The organism is Vibrio agarivorans (assembly GCF_030409635.1).
GTDB classification, from domain to species: Bacteria; Pseudomonadota; Gammaproteobacteria; order Enterobacterales; family Vibrionaceae; genus Vibrio; species Vibrio agarivorans.
The window spans coordinates 963,240-981,505 of record NZ_JAUFQF010000004.1 but is presented as its reverse complement, the minus strand read 5'-3'; the positions used below and the strand labels follow the sequence as shown (position 1 = coordinate 981,505).

General features: G+C 46.7%; 16 protein-coding genes. 4 read left to right on the top strand and 12 right to left on the bottom strand.

Features of this window, described 5'->3' with window-relative positions:
- Positions 1 to 442: 442 nt before the first annotated feature.
- Positions 443 to 1,060 (bottom strand): c-type cytochrome, encoded by a 618-nt coding sequence (locus QWZ05_RS13040; RefSeq protein ID WP_264874603.1) that lies wholly within the window; start codon positions 1,058 to 1,060, stop codon positions 443 to 445.
- Between the two features lie 149 nt (positions 1,061 to 1,209).
- Here QWZ05_RS13040 and yihA point away from each other — a divergent pair, with 149 nt between their 5' ends.
- Entirely contained in the window at positions 1,210 to 1,878 is a 669-nt protein-coding gene (gene yihA / locus QWZ05_RS13035) for a ribosome biogenesis GTP-binding protein YihA/YsxC (protein WP_264874604.1), read from the top strand.
- 527 nt (positions 1,879 to 2,405) lie between these two features.
- Here yihA and spfP read toward each other — a convergent pair.
- The 4 genes from spfP to hemB all read right to left on the bottom strand — a co-directional run bounded on the left by spfP (position 2,406) and on the right by hemB (position 7,697).
- The gene (spfP, locus tag QWZ05_RS22415; RefSeq protein ID WP_438356636.1) at positions 2,406 to 2,453 is read right to left on the bottom strand and encodes a small protein SpfP; all 48 of its coding nucleotides are present in this window, start codon (positions 2,451 to 2,453) and stop codon (positions 2,406 to 2,408) included.
- A 192-nt stretch (positions 2,454 to 2,645) separates the two neighbouring features.
- A complete protein-coding gene (polA, locus tag QWZ05_RS13030; RefSeq protein ID WP_264874606.1) occupies positions 2,646 to 5,438 on the bottom strand; it encodes a DNA polymerase I in 2,793 nt (930 codons plus the stop codon).
- A gap of 725 nt (positions 5,439 to 6,163) precedes the next feature.
- Positions 6,164 to 6,622, bottom strand: coding sequence for a GNAT family N-acetyltransferase (locus tag QWZ05_RS13025; RefSeq protein WP_290298756.1), 459 nt, complete (start codon positions 6,620 to 6,622; stop codon positions 6,164 to 6,166).
- Positions 6,623 to 6,692: 70 nt separating this feature from the next.
- On the bottom strand, positions 6,693 to 7,697 hold the full coding sequence (hemB, locus tag QWZ05_RS13020; protein ID WP_494338388.1) for a porphobilinogen synthase: 1,005 nt from the start codon (positions 7,695 to 7,697) through the stop codon (positions 6,693 to 6,695).
- A 239-nt stretch (positions 7,698 to 7,936) separates the two neighbouring features.
- Between hemB and QWZ05_RS13015 the strand changes: the two genes are divergently transcribed.
- The gene (locus QWZ05_RS13015; RefSeq protein WP_264874612.1) at positions 7,937 to 8,698 is read left to right on the top strand and encodes a TatD family hydrolase; all 762 of its coding nucleotides are present in this window, start codon (positions 7,937 to 7,939) and stop codon (positions 8,696 to 8,698) included.
- Positions 8,699 to 8,778: 80 nt separating this feature from the next.
- Here QWZ05_RS13015 and tatC read toward each other — a convergent pair whose 3' ends face one another.
- From tatC to rmuC, 7 genes are all read right to left on the bottom strand, one after another.
- On the bottom strand, positions 8,779 to 9,528 hold the full coding sequence (tatC, locus tag QWZ05_RS13010) for a twin-arginine translocase subunit TatC (RefSeq protein WP_264874613.1): 750 nt from the start codon (positions 9,526 to 9,528) through the stop codon (positions 8,779 to 8,781).
- A gap of 99 nt (positions 9,529 to 9,627) precedes the next feature.
- Entirely contained in the window at positions 9,628 to 10,050 is a 423-nt protein-coding gene (gene tatB, locus QWZ05_RS13005; RefSeq protein ID WP_264874614.1) for a Sec-independent protein translocase protein TatB, read from the bottom strand.
- Between the two features lie 3 nt (positions 10,051 to 10,053).
- Positions 10,054 to 10,290, bottom strand: a complete 237-nt coding sequence (gene tatA, locus QWZ05_RS13000) for a Sec-independent protein translocase subunit TatA (RefSeq protein WP_264874615.1) — start codon at positions 10,288 to 10,290, stop codon at positions 10,054 to 10,056.
- Between the two features lie 37 nt (positions 10,291 to 10,327).
- Entirely contained in the window at positions 10,328 to 11,992 is a 1,665-nt protein-coding gene (gene ubiB / locus QWZ05_RS12995) for a ubiquinone biosynthesis regulatory protein kinase UbiB (protein ID WP_290298752.1), read from the bottom strand.
- Positions 11,989 to 12,594 (bottom strand): ubiquinone biosynthesis accessory factor UbiJ, encoded by a 606-nt coding sequence (locus QWZ05_RS12990; RefSeq protein ID WP_290298750.1) that lies wholly within the window; start codon positions 12,592 to 12,594, stop codon positions 11,989 to 11,991. The genes ubiB and QWZ05_RS12990 overlap by 4 nt, the downstream gene beginning before the upstream one ends.
- 9 nt (positions 12,595 to 12,603) lie before the next feature.
- Positions 12,604 to 13,386, bottom strand: coding sequence for a bifunctional demethylmenaquinone methyltransferase/2-methoxy-6-polyprenyl-1,4-benzoquinol methylase UbiE (gene ubiE / locus QWZ05_RS12985; RefSeq protein ID WP_289960182.1), 783 nt, complete (start codon positions 13,384 to 13,386; stop codon positions 12,604 to 12,606).
- A 77-nt stretch (positions 13,387 to 13,463) separates the two neighbouring features.
- Positions 13,464 to 14,993 carry a DNA recombination protein RmuC gene (rmuC, locus tag QWZ05_RS12980; RefSeq protein WP_264874619.1) on the bottom strand — a complete coding sequence of 510 codons (1,530 nt, stop codon included), beginning with the start codon at positions 14,991 to 14,993 and terminating at the stop codon, positions 13,464 to 13,466.
- A gap of 132 nt (positions 14,994 to 15,125) precedes the next feature.
- Here rmuC and QWZ05_RS12975 point away from each other — a divergent pair, with 132 nt between their 5' ends.
- Both QWZ05_RS12975 and QWZ05_RS12970 read left to right on the top strand, forming a co-directional pair.
- The gene (locus tag QWZ05_RS12975; RefSeq protein ID WP_264874620.1) at positions 15,126 to 16,031 is read left to right on the top strand and encodes a DMT family transporter; all 906 of its coding nucleotides are present in this window, start codon (positions 15,126 to 15,128) and stop codon (positions 16,029 to 16,031) included.
- A 153-nt stretch (positions 16,032 to 16,184) separates the two neighbouring features.
- Entirely contained in the window at positions 16,185 to 18,239 is a 2,055-nt protein-coding gene (locus QWZ05_RS12970; RefSeq protein WP_264874621.1) for a sensor domain-containing protein, read from the top strand.
- The last annotated feature ends 27 nt before the right edge of the window (positions 18,240 to 18,266 follow it).

The following is an 18,266-nucleotide window of genomic DNA, read 5'->3' as shown; positions in this document are numbered from 1 at the left end:
CTTAGACGTAAGTTAACCATCCTTATCACAACAAGCATCCTGCCTATTGTTCTTTCCATGGTTGAGACTTCCAAGCTCCCTGCTTGCATCCTTGGAGACCATCTTGGTCTATTGTCCTTGTTTCAGCGTCCTGCTGATGGGGTTACTTTATCTCAGCCGCCTTCTTGAACAAGCTCAAAACACCAATTTTTCAATCTGATTTCATGATTTATTTACCAATCACATCAAGATCAATAAGTTAAAAAAAATAAAGCGTAAAACGCCATTTGCACTATGGCAGATCTCGCACAATGCGTCAGGCAAATAAGTGTGCTACTTGTTTTTGCACTGATGGTGCAAATACGTGCTACGTCACAAAACAAAGAAGCACCCGATTGGGTGCCTCAACATTCATGACTTAAGCTGTCTAAAACGCTTGTGTTGTCTAAATCACTAGTGGGTATTAGTGCAGACCACCGACATATTGCGACAAGATAGCGATATCTTCATCGGTCAACTTCTTAGCAATATCGCGCATCATCGCGTTCATATCGTTTGCACGATCGCCTGAGCGGAATTTCTCTAGCTGCGCTTTAATATAGTCAGGCTGCTGACCGGAGATTTTTGGAAAGCCCGATAGCTCAGTTCCATTTCCGCGTGGGCCATGACAAGCAATACAAGCCGTCAAGCCGCGTTCAGCATCACCCGCACTGTAGAGCACCTTGCCTGCATCAACGACATCTTCTGGCGTTGTCGCGTGGGCAATAGGTACTGACGCATAATAAGCCGCGAGATCGGCCATATCTTCGTCGCTCAAGGGCATCGCCATACCACTCATCACTGGGTCGTAACGGCCTTGCTTACCGGCACTGGTCATTCCCAGCTTGAACTCTTTTAACTGCTTTTCAATGTACTTTGCGTGTTGACCTGCTATGGTTGGATAGATAGGCAGCTGGCTATTGCCGTCTGCTCCATGACAAGCTGCACACGTGAGAGATTTTGCCTTACCTGCTTCTATATTGCCTGTTGCCCATGCCGAACAACTGGCGATAAGGCTTAAGATTAGCGCTAATTTCTTCATGACATTCCATTATAATTATCAAGCTTCCAGTACCACTCTGAGGTGTTACTCATGGTACACTATTGCGACCTTGTGCCGAGCACAGTTATTTTACACAATTTCACAAAAAAGTAATCAATCGACTACACAAAGTCGAGATGGAGTTAACAGTGAGCGTAAAAATTCATTATCAAAACACCCACTTCATTACCAGTGCGCCAGATATTCGCCACCTGCCGGAAGATGAAGGGATCGAAATCGCGTTTGCTGGGCGTTCCAATGCGGGTAAGTCTAGCTCACTGAACCGTTTGACCAACCAGCGCAGCCTGGCTAAAACCAGTAAGACACCAGGTCGTACGCAGCTCATCAACCTTTTCAAGGTGACTGACGGCTGTCACATCGTTGACTTGCCTGGATATGGTTTCGCGCAAGTTCCACTTGAAATGAAAAAGAAGTGGCAAAAATCTCTCGGTGAATACCTACAGAAACGCCAGTGTCTGAAAGGGCTTGTGGTATTGATGGATATCCGTCATCCAATGAAAGATCTCGACCAGCAATTGATCTACTGGGCAGTCGACAGCGGTATCCCGGTTCAAGTTCTGCTAACCAAGGCTGATAAGCTTAAGCAAGGTGCGCGCAAAGCGCAGGTGCTCAAGATCCGTGAAGATGCGAAAGCTTTTGGTGGTGATGTTCGTGTTGATGCCTTCTCTTCACTGAAAGGTTTGGGCGTTGATACACTACGCAACAAACTTGATGAGTGGTTTGCCCCAGCCATTGAAGCTTTGGCACAAAGTGACGAAGAGCTAGATGGTGATGCTCAAGAGCAACCTGAAGAGTAAGTTCTTGTATAAGTTCTGGTAACAGTTTTTTAAAAAGCCCTGCCATAAACGTGCAGGGCTTTTTTGTATCTGTCATTTAACGATCAAATGTCTAAAAACAAAAACCCCACTGCAGGGAGTGGGGTAACGGGAGAGAATATATTAGGTAATAATTGTTATGCGTCTAGCATTCCCGATTTCCAGCTTTGAATCAAGCCTAGACCCAAATACCCCACCCTCGCAACAATCACAATTAAATCACTATTAAACAATCACTTAACATGAATGGCTTTATTCTAAGTAGCTTGGTTAGTTATTAAAAATAACAAAAGTGTGACTGTCATTTTGCAACATTTCCGTTTGCTAACCTAAGCCAACAGCAAAGAAAAATGGCATAACAAAATAGAGAGATACGCTGTGGGTTTGTGACAAATTGAAGTAATAGAAAGAGAGAAAATTGGAGCCTAACATTATGATTTATATAACGAATAACTTTTCTTTCGCCCAATAAAAAACGCCCCAGCTAAAAACTAGCTGGGGCGGCTGAATCAGCCTAATCCAATAACGTGAAACAAAAGGTCTGAAAGATAGAACATCTTACCTCTGTACCCTACGCAGATAAATGTACAACAATCAGTCAGAAAATGAAACTGCTTTTGTAGTTTTTTTTCATTAAAATTTTATTAACTTACACTAAACACTTGCCAGTATTAGGTTAATTAACGACAAAAAAAGCCAGCACTTGTGGGCTGGCTCATGTTATTTACGCAGTTTTGTCTATTTTTTGTCTAGTGCGCCTGATCCCAGTTGTCACCGTGACCAGCGTCTGCAACAAGAGGAACCTCAAGTTGAGCCGCTGATTCCATCAATTCCTGTACTTTACTTTCAATTTCGGACAAAGCTGACTCTTCAACTTCCAAAACCAGTTCATCGTGTACTTGCATCAAGAGTTTCACACGACCATTGCCGTTTTGCTCAATCCACTCATCCACCAATAGCATGGCTTTTTTGATGATATCGGCTGCGGTACCCTGCATTGGTGCGTTGATGGCTGCGCGCTCTGCAGCTTTGCGGCGCATGCCGTTACGTGATTTGATTTCTGGCAAATGAAGACGACGACCAAAGATGGTCTCGACATAGCCCTGCTCAGATGCAGCGCTGCGAGTATCTTCCATGTATTGCATCACACCAGGGTAACGTTCAAAGTACTTGTCCATATAAGACTGGGCCTCGCCACGAGGAATACCCAGCTGCTTAGCTAGACCAAACGCACTCATACCATAGATTAGACCGAAGTTGACGGCTTTAGCTCGGCGACGCTGCTCGCTGCTCACGTCAGCAATATCAACCCCAAGGATCTCAGCCGCAGTCGCTGCGTGAATGTCTTTGCCCTCACGGAATGCTGATAGCAAGGCCTCATCACCAGACAGGTGCGCCATGATACGCAGCTCAATCTGAGAGTAATCGACCGCTAAGATCTTACAACCATGCGGTGCAACAAAGGCTTGACGAATACGGCGCCCTTCTTCGTTGCGAATTGGGATGTTTTGCAAATTTGGATCTGTCGATGACAAACGACCCGTTGCCGTCACCGCTTGATGATAAGAGGTATGTACTCGACCCGTTTCTGGGTTGATCATTTTCGGCAGTTTATCGGTGTAAGTCGATTTTAGCTTAGCTAAGCCGCGGTACTCGAGAATCAGCTTTGGTAGTGGGTAGTCAAGCGCCAACTCTTGTAACACCTCTTCATTCGTTGAAGGAGTGCCTGATGGCGTTTTCTTGATAACAGGTAGTCCCATCTTTTCAAACAGAATGGCTTGCAGCTGTTTTGGTGAGTTCATATTGAACTCTTGCTCTGCAACTTCAAAAGCTTTTTGCTCAAGCTCATCAAGGCGTGCTGCAATCTCTTGCGACTGCGCGCCAAGCAGCATGTCATCAATAAACACCCCCGTGCGCTCGATACGAGACAATACAGGCACCAACGGCATCTCAATCTCTTGATAGATACGGTTGAGCTTGTCATCTTGCTCTAAGCTTTGGCTCAAACGGTTGTGTAGACGCAGCGTGACATCTGCATCTTCTGCGGCGTAAGGTGAAGCCTGATCGAGTTCAATTTGATTGAACGTCAGCTGCTTTTTACCTTTACCAGCAATCTGCTCGAACGAGATACAGCTGTGCTGTAGGAAGCGTAGTGCCAAGCTATCCATGTCATGCTTGCCACCAACGCTATTAAAAACATAAGACGCGAGCATGGTGTCATGCTTGATGCCTTTCATTTCGATACCATAACGTGCAAGTACGCTCGCATCATACTTGAGGTTCTGACCCACTTTTGCCTGACTATCATCTTCTAGAATCGGCTTCAATTGCGCGAGCACCCAATCACGATCTAGCTGCTCTGGAGCATCTAAGTAGTCATGAGCCACAGGCACATACGCAGCAACGCCTTCTTCTGTCGCAAAAGACAAACCCACCAGGTTCGCTACCATGTAATCTAGGCTGTCTGTCTCGGTATCAAATGCAAAAACATCGCTGGCTTTGAGTTTGTCGAGCCATTTGGCAAAAGTCTCTTCGTCAAGTACCGTCTCATACTGGCTTCTATCAATGGTCACTGCCGATGTGTCCATATCAGACTGAGCCGCGCTTGCTGTTGCAGTCGCGCCCGCTGACGCACCATCGGCCTCAACCACGCCAGTGCCACCTTCAAGCAGTTCATTCAGCCATGATTTAAACACCAACTGACCGAACAGCTTAATCAGCTCATCTTTGTTTGGTGTTTGCTTAACTAAGGACTCTGGTGTCTCTTCGAGTTCAACATCCAGTTTGATGGTCGCCAGCTCGTATGACAGCAAAGCATTATCTTTGTTATCAACCAGCTTCTTGGCCATCGTTTTTGAACCACGGAAACCTAATGGCGCAATATCGTCTAAGTGATCATATAGCTTACTTAGGCCGCCAATGCCTTGCAGTAGTGCGGTTGCCGTTTTATCACCCACACCCGGCACACCCGGAATGTTATCGACTTTATCTCCCATCAGCGCTAGGTAGTCGATGATGAGCTCTGGCGGGATCCCAAACTTCTCAACCACACCTTCACGATCCATTACGACATTAGTCATGGTGTTAATCAGCGTGACATTTTCGTCCACCAACTGCGCCATATCCTTATCACCGGTACTGATCAGCACTGGCATGCCTGCTTGAGATGCCTGATAAGCAAGTGTACCGATCACGTCATCCGCCTCGACGCCAGGAATCGAAATCAACGGCAGACCCATTGCACGAATGACGTTGTGTAGTGGTTCAATCTGACAACGTAAATCATCAGGCATCGGTGGACGGTTTGCTTTGTACTCTGGATACATATCGTCACGGAACGTCTTGCCTTTTGCATCAAACACTACCGCAATTCGATCCGAAGAAAACTGACGCATCATGCTACGAAGCATGTTGACCACGCCATACACTGCATTAGTCGGAATATCACCGTTACTCATCGTGCCTGGATAAGCATGAAAAGCGCGATAGAGGTAAGAAGAGCCATCGATAAGAATCAACGGATTATCAGGAATACGAGCCATAATTTGAGGTATCCAAAGATAAGCTAAAAATAGTGTGCCTAGAATGCCACGAGAGGGACTCGGTTTCTATGCTGATACAGTGGAAATACCTGCACTTTTTTCTTGACAACAGAACCTCCCGCTTGTGGATAAGTCTGTTTATATAATTTTGTCGATTGTGTCTAACTGTTCACATCAAGCGAAATAAAAATAGTTAAACCCCTGTTTTAAAGAGAATTAGACAAAGATCCACTCAATTCTTTTCGATCGCTTATTGATCCTTAATTGTGGAAAAAACTGTCGGGCCCCATCCTATGAGGGCTTCAATTACGATCCAGTTGCGCAACAGATATGACTAAAACATAGGCAATTAAAAGCCAAGATCAATTAGAGCTGAGATAAAAAAGAAAAAGCGGTCTCGTAGTGAGAGCCGCTTAGCAAATGAGGTTGTAATGATTTTCAGAAGAAATACTGCCATTACACCGGAAGCTATAAATTACACTGGAAGCAATGTGAGCAATGTCGTGTCTCAGCAAACAAAGCCATTAGTCATACCACTCTCGTGGCTTGGAAGCGCCTTTCCACCCGACACCTCCCTAACAGCTTTATTCCCTTTGACGAAACAAACAGTAATGATTCTCATTTTCAAATGCAAGCATTAATTGAGAATAAATATCATTTGATTCTTAGGTTGCGATCAGACACTCGGTTCAAGGCTGCTCAATACCGAGATCAAACCGACTAGATCAACGCAGCTCACAAGCAATCAATAACTTAGTGAAATGAATACGAGACTCCTGCAATGGATCAACACGTTCAAAATCTTCAATTTGGTAGTGATTGCGGATCAACAAACGCAACATACTCGGAAACTGATTACGAGATTTCACTTTAAGCTCGCGATAGCCCTTATCTACCACCCATGCCTCTTGATAGTCCAGTAGCTTTTGCGCTACCCCCTTGCCTCTCGCTAATGGAGACACACCACCGAGCCAGCTGTAGTAAGTTGTGTCATCCAGTCGATAGCCAATTTTAAAACCCAGCAACTGCCTATCTTCAACGGCCACCAGCACTAGCACATCATGTTTGTCACTCAAGCGCTCAGATAGGCTTTCGACTGTCTCTTTTCGAGCAAACTCACCGATTGTTTCTACTACTTGAGTCACCTCATCAAGGCTTCCAACTCGAACTTCAACCCCAGACATCTCTCTTTCTCCCAATAAAAAGGCTGATACCTCCATTCAGAGATACCAGCCTATATCAAACCTAGTAAAATTAGTCGGACTTCAGCGCTTTCGCTGCTTGCGCGTTATCTTCAGCCAACCATTCAGCAACCTGTTTAGCAAAGTACGTCAAGATGCCATCGGCACCCGCTCGCTTAAAGCACAGTAGCGATTCAAGCACCGTATCACGCTCACTCAGCCAACCGTTTTGAATCGCCGCTTTGTGCATCGCGTATTCGCCGGACACTTGGTAAGCAAAAGTCGGCACTTGCAACTCACTCTTTACACGGCGCACGATATCAAGATAAGGCATGCCTGGTTTAACCATCACCATGTCAGCGCCTTCATTGATGTCCATCGCCACCTCTTGAATGGCTTCATCGCTGTTGGCTGGGTCCATCTGGTAGTTCTTTTTATTACCACCCTTCAGGTTCGATGCTGAGCCGACTGCATCACGGAATGGGCCGTAGTAGCAAGACGCATATTTCGCTGAATAAGCCATGATCTGCGTGTTCACATGCCCGGCTTCCTCTAATGCTTCACGGATAGCACCGATACGACCATCCATCATGTCCGAAGGTGCAACTACATCTGCGCCCGCTTCGGCATGAGACAACGCCTGCTTGATGAGCACCTCTGTGGTTTCATCATTTAATACATAGCCTTCATCGTCGATAATGCCGTCTTGGCCATGAGTCGTGAATGGATCAAGCGCTACGTCAGTGATCACGCCCATCTCCGGCACATGCTCTTTTAATTCGCGCACGGCGCGTTGCACTAAGCCCTCTGGGTTGAACGCCTCTGCTGCACATAGACTTTTCGCATCTTGATTCACCACCGGAAACAACGCGATAGCGGGTACACCAAGTTGAGCAAGGTATTGCGCCTCTTCGAGCATCAAGTCAATGGATAGACGTTCAATGCCCGGCATAGAATCAACAGACTCACGGCGATCTTTACCCATCAAAATAAACATTGGGTAAATCAAATCACTTGCAGAGAGCTGGTTTTCAGCCATTAAGCGACGGCTAAAGTCATGTTTGCGCATACGGCGCATACGGCGAAGTGGGAACTGACCTAATACTGCTGCTGACACAAGATTCTCCTTGGCTAGTAATATCCTCAAACTCAAGTAAGTCGGCATGTCATCGCCCTATCGCTTACTTGAGAAGCTCTGTTAGAATCATATCACTATGCGGTAATCTATCTAGCAAATACAACACAAAATCACTGCTTGCTTTGAAAAACCTCGAGAGTAAGCTATCCCCATTACTTACCGACGAATTTAGCACCGATATGATTGATACCCACGCTCACATCTATGCCAGTGAATTTGACCAAGACCGCGATGACGTGGTGCAACGCGCCCTTTCACAAGGTGTAAGTCAAATTCTGCTACCTAACATCGACCTCGACTCAATAGAGCCAATGCTTACGACCGAAGCCCGCTATCCAGACATCTGCCGTTCAATGATGGGGCTGCACCCTTGCTATGTTGACGGTGATGTCGAGCAAACACTGGCTATCATTAAAGCTTGGTTTGATAAGCACGCTTTTATTGCCGTTGGGGAAATCGGTATTGATCTCTACTGGGACAAAACCTACCGCAATGAGCAAGAGTGGGCTTTTACCACACAGCTGAACTGGGCCAAAGAACTTAACCTACCCGTCGTGATTCACACTCGTGATTCGATTGAAGAGACATTGACACTGCTTGAGAAAGAGCAAGATGGCCAACTTAGCGGGGTTTTCCACTGCTTTGGTGGCAGTGTCGAGGAGGCTAAAGCCATTAACGATCTTGGCTTTCATCTAGGGCTTGGTGGTGTCTCGACCTTTAAAAATGGCGGGATGGACAAGGTGATTCCACACCTCGATCTTAGCAAGGTGATTCTAGAAACCGACTGCCCTTACCTTGCGCCAGTCCCACACCGAGGTAAGCGTAACGAGCCAGCCTACACTCAGCTAGTCGCACAAAGAGTCGCTGACTTAAGGGAGATGGACGTCAACGCTGTTGATGAGCTTACGACACACAATGCGAGACAGCTGTTTAAGCTCTGAAAACGTAATAAAAAATAACGCGCAAAAACAAAAAGACCAAGCGGATTTAGCTTGGTCTTTTTCGTTGAAATGAGCACTTATTATTCTTGCTCTTCCGCTTCAGGTACTTCTTTACGAGTGTAGAACCGAGCAAAGAACAGACCAACCTCAAACAGCAAACACATCGGTATCGCGAGCAGTGTTTGTGAGATCATATCGGGTGGTGTGAGCATCATGCCCACGATAAAAGCCCCCACAATGATATATGGACGCTTCTCTGATAGAGTTTTTGGATCGGTCGCTCCAGTCCAGCACAATAGAATAATGGCAACCGGCACTTCAAAAGCTATACCAAACGCCATAAATAGCGCCAATACAAAGTCTAGGTAGCTCGAAATATCGGTGGCAAACTCCACCCCGCCTAATGAAATGGCGGTAAAGAAGCCAAAGACCAACGGAAACACGACAAAATACGCAAAAGCCACACCACAGTAAAAGAGCAGCGAGCTAGAGAACATCAGCGGCATAATCAGCTTACGTTCATGTTTGTACAAACCCGGCGCTACAAAGGCCCAAACCTGATACAAAATAAACGGTACTGCCACAAACACCGCGCTGATCAAAGTCAGTTTGAGTGGTGTAAAGAACGGTGAAGCAACATCGGTTGCGATCATCGTTGCCCCTTCTGGTAGACGCTCTACCAGTGGCGCTGAAACAAATTCATAGATTTCGTTTGAAAAGTAAATCAAGCCAATAAAGATCACCAATACGGCAGCAATGGCACGCAGTAGTCGATCGCGCAACTCTAATAGGTGCGCTATCAAAGGCTGGGTTTGCTCAACAGAAGACATAATCATCCTCTTGGGAGTGACCATTAACATGTGCCTTGCGACGCACAAGTCATGGGGTTCATAAAGGCAAAAAGAGCTGCAAAAATGCAGCTCTTTATACTAATCAGCTTTAGAGTCTGACTGCTTAACATTCAGTGATTCTGTCGCCGGAGGCTCACTCACTGATGTTTTAGGCTGAGTATCAACCGTTTCTGCTTGAGTCGGCTCAGCAGGCACTTTATCTGACGAGGCCGCGTATGGTCGCTGCACGTCTTGCGCTGCTTGCTTTAGCTCATCGATGGAAGACTTTAACTCTGGAGAGAGGTCTTGCATTCCCATTTGCTCAGCTTTCTTTAGGTTCTCTTGCAGTTCTTGAACCTTGAGCTCATGAGACAGTTCATCTTTGACATTATTCGCCATTGCTTTCGCGCCGGAGATAAATCGAGACACACTGCGAATCGCATGGGGAAGGCGTTCTGGTCCAAGCACCACCAGCCCCACTACAGAGATTAATACCAGTTCCCAAAAACCGATATCAAACACGGATTAAGCCTGCTCTTTGTCTTTCTTCGTTTCAGCAGAAGCTTCTGTCTTCTGCTGCTCGATGTTCTTCTGTTCGAAGTCAGCGTCTTTCTTTGCTGCTTCCTCATCACTCATCGCGTTCTTGAAGCCTTTTACAGCGCTACCTAGATCACCACCGATGTTACGAAGCTTTTTCGTGCCAAACAGTAGAACAACGATTACGGCAATAATAAGAAGTTGCCAAACACTAATACCACCCATTCTCTATTCCTCGGGTTATTATTAAGAAAAGTCTCAATTAACGACGGTATGCTCGCCAGCTAAACAGCCAAGCCACACATCCACCTGCCGCACCAACCAGTGAGAGATCATCATACTGATGGTGATTCATAAGTATCGCTGAACACACCATAAGTGTGGCACCGATACCAAACAAAAATTGTCCAGTCGCTTGATTACGTTTGGAATCTCGATACCCTTGATAGAGCTTTTCCATTCTCACGTTCATCGACTTACCTTGCTTCAAACTATCGTACAGCAGTTCTGGTAGTTCAGGCAATTTTTCAGCCCAAAATGGTGCGCGATCTTTCACCGCGTTCACAACCGCTTTTGGCCCCACCTGATTCATCATCCACTCTTCAAGAAACGGCTTGGCCGTATCCCATAAGTCTAGTTGCGGATAAAGCTGTCGACCTAATCCTTCAACATAAAGTAGTGTTTTTTGCAGTAAGACCAGCTGCGGCTGAACTTCCATATTAAAACGACGTGCTGTGTTGAACAGATTAAGCAGTACATGACCAAACGAGATTTCACACAACGGCTTAGCAAAAATCGGCTCACACACTATGCGAATAGCAAACTCAAACTCATCAACGTTAGTTTCACGTGGAACCCAGCCCGACTCGACATGCAGCTCTGCCACACGGCGATAATCGCGATTAAAGAAGGCTAAGAAGTTTTCAGCAAGATAACGCTTATCGTCACTATTCAATGTGCCAACAATACCGCAGTCTAAGCCAATCCATTGCGGGTTCTCTGGATGAGCCTTCTCAACGAACACGTTACCTGGATGCATGTCGGCATGGAAGAAGCTATCGCGAAACACCTGAGTAAAGAAGACACTCACTCCACGCTCAGCCAGCAGCTTCATGTTGGTGCCGTTGGCTTTTAAGCCTTCAATGTCTGAGACCTGATAGCCGTAAATACGCTCTGATACCATCACCGTTTGATTGCTAAAATCGGTGATCACCTCCGGCACATACAGCTCTTCGCTGCCTTCAAAGTTACGACGCAGTTGAATAGCATTCGCCGCTTCACGACGTAAATCAAGCTCATCAAGTAGCGTTTTTTCGTATTCACGAACGACTTCAACCGGCTTTAGCCGACGCGCTTCTGGCAGCATTTTTGCAACCAAGCGCGCCATGCGATACATCAGCTTGAGATCAGCATCAATCACCGAGCGAATGTCTGGGCGAATAACCTTGAGCACCACCTCTCGGCCACTGTCTTTCAACTTGGCCGTATGAACTTGCGCGATAGAGGCAGACGCAAGCGGCACCTCATCAAAGCCAACAAACCACTGCTCAAGTTTACCGCCCAGTGCTTGCTCCATTTGCTCACGCGCTAAACGCCCGTCAAAAGGAGCAACGTTGTCTTGTAGCTCAGCTAAAGGATCAGCGATATGCGGAGGAAGCAAGTCGCGACGCGTCGACATCATCTGGCCGAACTTGATCCATACCGGGCCAAGCTCTTGCAGTGCTTCGCGCAGACGCTCACCCAACTCACGGTCAGTGTGGCGATTCTTCATCCAAAAGAGAGATTTGCGTAACAAGCGCGGGGCTTTGAAGCGCTGGGAAACATCAGCACTAAAGTTTGACTGCTCATTCGGCAATAGGTCATCTAGCCCATACTCTAGATGGACTTGAATGATTCGATAGAGACGCTTTAGCTCTGACGGGCTCATAGCGACTCCAGTAAAGCATTCAGACGCGCTTCAATGCGCGCCGCTTGGCTTTTTACATCATCTACCTGATCACAAAAATGCGCCACTTCAAGCGGTGGTGGCGCAATACGCCACTCTTCTGTCAGCACTTCTGCGATGTGTTGTTGATGACGCTGCGCGCGCTGCTGCACAAACTGCCCAACCTGCTTCGCACTATACACAGCGGTATGTGCAAAGGCATCACCGGTCGCTTTGGACAGCCACTCTTCGAGGTTCGGCTTCACCTCATCAAGCAGCTTGGCTAAAGATTGAGCGAGTTGAATATCGCCCTCTAACTCAAGCTTATCTTGTTTGATCAAGCGTGTAATATTCGATTGGTCTTTCAGTTCTGGCAATACTGCAAGGGATAAAGAGAGATCACAATCTGGCTCACCTTCGTAAGCCGCTAGCACATCTATCTGCTGACTAAATACAAACGTCAAAGCATGATTGAGCTCTTTCAGGTGAACTCGAATCACCTTACCTTTCAGGCGAGTAAGGCGTTGCTGGGCTTCATCGCTCTCTTTAATACACAGATTCAGCGCTGTTTCGATTCCAGCAGTGACCAAAGGCATCAATGGCATAGTGACTCCCTAAAACTTGTAGCCTCGGTGCAGCGCAACAATACCACCCGTTAGGTTGTAGTAGTTGGTTTGCTCAAAACCGGCTTCTTCCATCATGCCTTGCAGCGTATCTTGATCTGGGTGCATGCGAATGGATTCTGCTAGGTAGCGGTAGCTCTCAGCGTCATTCGCTACCAGCTCACCCATTTTTGGTAGCAGGTGGAATGAGTACGCGTCATAGATTTTTGAAAGCGGATCTAAAATAGGTTTTGAGAACTCAAGAACCAGTAAGCGACCACCTGGCTTTAGCACTCGGTACATAGAGCGTAATGCTTTGTCTTTGTCTGTTACGTTACGCAGACAGAAACTGATGGTGATCGCATCAAAATAGTTATCAGGGAATGGCAGCTCTTCAGCATTTGCCTGTACGTAGTGGACATTGCCGACAATGCCGGAATCACGCAACTTATCGCGACCCACATTGAGCATGGAGTTGTTGATATCCGCTAAGATTACATGGCCCTTCTCACCCACAATGCGAGAGAATTTTGCGGTTAAGTCACCAGTACCACCACCAAGGTCAAGAATGCGCTGACCTGGGCGGGCACCACTGCAATCAATGGTAAAGCGCTTCCAGATGCGGTGAATACCACCTGACATCAGGTCATTCATTAGGTCATATTTTGCTGCCACAGAGTGGAAGACTTGCGCTACTTTCTGCACTTTCTCTTCTTTAGCGACTGTTGTGAAGCCAAAGTGAGTGGTGCTTTGATTATCTTGCTCTAGTTGCGTGTTTACACTGGTGTCCGTCATTATCTTTCCTCTTGGTGCAGCGAACCTCGTGGGGAAGAACTTAAGCGTATGTCACGCCTCCCAAATGCTGCAGCGGACTAGTTTACTTTATCCTCTATCGGTTGTCTTTCTGCTTGTTGCATTTGTGTATCTGGATCATTGTGCGACAGCTCAGCTAGCGCCGGAGAGATCGGTCTTTTGATTTCAACCCCTAACTGTTTAAAGCTTTCAGCCTGACGAATCGCATTTCCACGCCCTGTGGCAAGCTTATTCATTGCGCCTTGGTATTGTTGATTGGCTTTATCTAATGCGCCACCAAGCCCTTCCATATCATCGACAAACAGGCGCAGCTTGTCATAAAGCTTGCCCGCTCGCTCGGCGATCAATTTGGCATTTTGGTTCTGCCGGTCATTGCGCCATAAATTGTCAATGGTACGCAGCGCGACAAGTAACGTGGTTGGGCTCACCAACAAAATGTTGTTATCGAATGCATCACTCACAAGGCTTGGGTCTGCTTCAATCGCCACTTGGAAAGCCGGCTCGACCGGAATAAACATCAACACATAATCGAGGCTCTCAATGCCCTGTAGTTGATGGTAATCTTTCTGGCCAAGTCCTTTTATATGACCTCTAACCGATAGCAAGTGCTCACTTAATGCACTATTTCGCTCAGCATCATCTTGCGCATTAAAGTAGCGCTCATACGCTACAAGCGTCATTTTTGCATCGATAATCACCTGCTTTCTTTGTGGCAGGTTAACGATGACATCTGGCTGATAACGCTTACCGGACTCGTTTTTGTAACTGGTTTGCGTCGTGTATTCGTGCCCCTCGCGCAGGCCAGATTCCGCTAGTACTCGCGCTAACACCACCTCACCCCAGTTGCCTTGTTGTTTGTTATCCCCCTTCAAGGCATTGGTCAGGTTCACCGCCTCTTGCGTCATTCGCGCATTGAGCTGTTGCAACTTGTGCAGCTCGTGAATTAGAGTGTGGCGCTCTTTGGCTTCTACAGTAAAGCTATCATTTACCTGTTTCTTAAAGCCTTCGAGTTGCTCTTTAAGGGGTAACAGTAAACCCTCTAGGCTGATTTTATTTTGCTGATCGACCTTGGCGGTTTTGCTCTCAAACACCTGATTTGCCAGCTGTTCAAACTGTTGCTTTAGCCGCTCTTCTGCCTGCTCTAACAGTTGCACCTTCTCTTGGTTAGCCTTGCTCTCTTGCTGATGACGCGCTTCCTGCTCTCGCAAGCTCGCCTCAAGCTCTGATTTATGCTCACGCATGCTATCGAGGTCACGCGCATACTGCTCTCGCTCTTGGCGCAGTGCATCAAAGTGGCGTAGCTTTTCTAACATCGCCATCATTTTGCCGTGGGTCTGTTTGAGCTCATGCGCTGCTTTATCACGCTCAATATCTAGCTCATCTAACTCTTGCTGACTCGAGGCTAAGCTCTGTTTAAGCTGCTGGGTTTCCGCATTGAACAGCTGGCTTTTAAGCGCTAGCTCTTGCTCAAGAAGCTGACATTGAGTCTGCATTTTGTTTTTCATCCACCAGCTCGCCACTGCAGCACTGACCAAGCTGCCTCCTGCGAGAGCCAATAGTGTGGTTTGATGATCCAGTAGCCACTGCATGGGCACTTTCCTTTTATCAGCGAGTTAACCTTCAATAATGGTATTTTTATACTGGATAAATGTCCAGTTTTGACTCATAACAGAGTGACTATAAACTAAGCTCCCTTTCTCCTAGCTTTAATGGAATGCATCATGAACGAGCGCCGTGCGCTGTTATTTGGCTTATCTGCTGTTTTACTTTGGTCAACGGTCGCCACCGCTTTCAAACTGACTCTGGCTGAGTTTTCTCCGATCCAAATGCTCACTATCGCCAGTATGGTTTCCGCACTTGCACTGTTTATCGTCTGCGCGCTCAAAGGCACACTCCAGCAGATCGTGCCAACCTTCGTAGCGAACCCTTGGTACTACCTTCTGCTCGGTTTAATTAACCCGCTTGCTTACTACCTAATTCTATTTAAGGCTTATGACTTGCTGCCAGCATCACAGGCACAAGCGATAAACTACAGCTGGGCAATCACGCTCACATTGATGGCGGCGATGTTCCTTGGTCAAAAAATCCGTAAACAAGACTGGGTTGCCTGTGGGTTGAGCTACTTCGGTGTGATTGTGATTGCGACTCAAGGGGATCTATTAGCCCTTGATTTTGAGAGCCCTCTTGGTGTTGGTCTTGCCCTGCTCTCTACTCTGCTTTGGGCGGGCTACTGGATCCTGAATACAAAAAACAAAGCAGACCCCATCGTAGGTGTGTTGCTTGGCTTCTTCGTCGCTATTCCTTTTGCCGTTGCCTTGATGGTGTATGAAGGTATTGGCTTTGCAAACGTCAGTCACAAAGGTTGGTTGGCTGTCAGCTATGTCGGTTTGTTTGAGATGGGCATTACATTTGTGCTGTGGTTATCTGCCTTGAAGTTAACTAATAATACGGCTCGTATCAGTAACCTGATCTTTGCCTCACCCTTTATCTCTCTTATTCTACTTTCCACCATCATCGGTGAAGAAATACACCCGAGCACACTCATGGGCCTGGTATTGATCATCACCGGATTGGTGATTCAACAACTTAAGTTTAAAGCACGTCAAAGTATCACTGAACAGGGATGAGAGTAGCCTTCAATATAATTGCATCCCAACTCGATCATATCCAATGATAGGCGTATGATTGCGCCTTGATTGATTTGCTGTATCAAAAGCACCCTGTGTAGCAAGCGCCGAATGCATCATAGAGTGCAAAATAACAAAGGATTGAAGCACCACATGTCCAATAATAAGCCAGCAATGCTTCAAGCGAGCCTTAAGCAGTTTTGGAACGGCCTTGATGACCATGCCTGGATTAAAGACCTTAACGGGGTCTATGTGCAATGTAATGCTGCCGTGGAAAAAGCGTGGCAAAAAAACCTCTCGTCAATTATCGGTAAAACGGACTATGAAATTTTTGATCGCGACCTAGCGGACAAATTTCTCATTACCGACAATATTGCACTCACGACGGGCAAGCAGCACATCGTTGAAGAGTGTGCTCGAGCAAATAGTGATGGCCAAGAGATCTGGCTAGAGACGATTAAGTCACCCGTTGTAGACGAAGATGGCAATATTATTGGTGTATCGGGCATGACACGAAATGTGACTCGTCGTAAGCAAGTAGAAAACCAACTCGCCCTCGCAGCAAAAATCTTTCACAACTCGAATGAAGGCATGATGATCACCGATGTGCGAGGCAACATCATGGACGTCAATCCTGCCTTTTCACAGATCACCGGATTTGAGTTAAGTGAGGTCATTGGTCGCAACCCGAGAATGCTCCAATCAGGCCTGCATAAAACCGACTTTTATCGGGCGATGTGGGACAACCTAGACAATGAGCATCAATGGAAAGGCGAGTTTATCAACCGCCGCAAAGATGGCTCTCTATACCCACAGCTGACGACAATCACCAAAGTCTTCGATAACGATCATCAGTTGATGAACTTCATTTGTGTGTTTGAAGATGTCTCAGTGCAAAAAGCGCATGAAGAGAAACTAGAGAAGCTGGCATTTTTCGACCACCTAACTGAGCTGCCCAACCGAGCAACACTGCTCAATACGATGAATGAGCAGATCATTCACGCTCGTACGGCAAAACAGATGTTCGCCACGCTGTTTCTCGATATCGACCACTTCAAACACATTAATGATTCATTTGGCCACCAAAGTGGAGACCAAATACTGACAGAACTGGCTCGACGCTTACGCACACAGCTTGGTCGTCAAGACCATATTGCGCGTATTGGGGGTGATGAGTTCGTGATATTAATCACTGACATCGTCTCTGCCGTTGAGGCAACCGCAATCGTCGAACGTATATTCAGCCTATTCAGTCAAAACTTCGACCTGCTGCCTAATGAGTCACTGCGTATCTCTACCAGTATCGGCATTGCAATGTATCCAAATGATGGACTGGATGCAGAATCTCTGCTCAAAAATGCGGATACTGCGATGTATCTCGCCAAGAACAATGGACGCAATGGTTATGCGTTTTATACGCCCGAGCTGACCGATGTTGCCCTATCTCACGTGCGAATGCAGTCGGCACTGTATAATGCACTGGAGCACGATCAGTTCCACCTTGTTTATCAGCCACAATATTCACTATCTGATCACTCCCTAAAAGGCTTTGAAGCCCTGCTCCGTTGGAACCATCCTGAATTGGGCTTTGTTTCACCCGCGCAGTTTATCCCTATTGCTGAGCGTACTGGGCTCATTCAACCCATCGGTTACTGGGTGTTAACTAGAGCCTGTCAGCAAGCTAAGCTGTGGCTGGATGAAGGACGTAAATTTGGCAAGATTGCGGTCAACGTTTCCGCGGTGCAGCTAAGGCAGCGCAACTTCATCGACAAGCTAACACAAATCTTGCTCAACACGGGTTGCCCAGCAAGCCGGATAGAAATCGAAATTACCGAGGGATTTCTGATTGAGAATAAAGACCAAGCGATTCATGACTTACAACTGTTGCAAAAGCTCGGGGTAACGGTTGCACTTGATGATTTTGGCACTGGCTTCTCATCACTCTCATACCTCAAAGGCTTGCCACTGAATAAACTCAAAATTGATCGCTCATTTATTAACGATGTGCCCGATGATAACGAGAGCAACTCAATTGTGAATGCGATCATTGCCATGGCACAAACCCTATCGTTAGAGGTTATTGCTGAAGGCATTGAACACCCTGAGCAGCTAAAGCACCTCAAGAATAATGGCTGCGATAGTGGCCAAGGCTACTTCCTAGGAAAACCACTCTCGGTTGAGGATGCGAGCAAACTGATTGCTGAATAAAATCAACCCACCAAGCGTTGTAGCGTT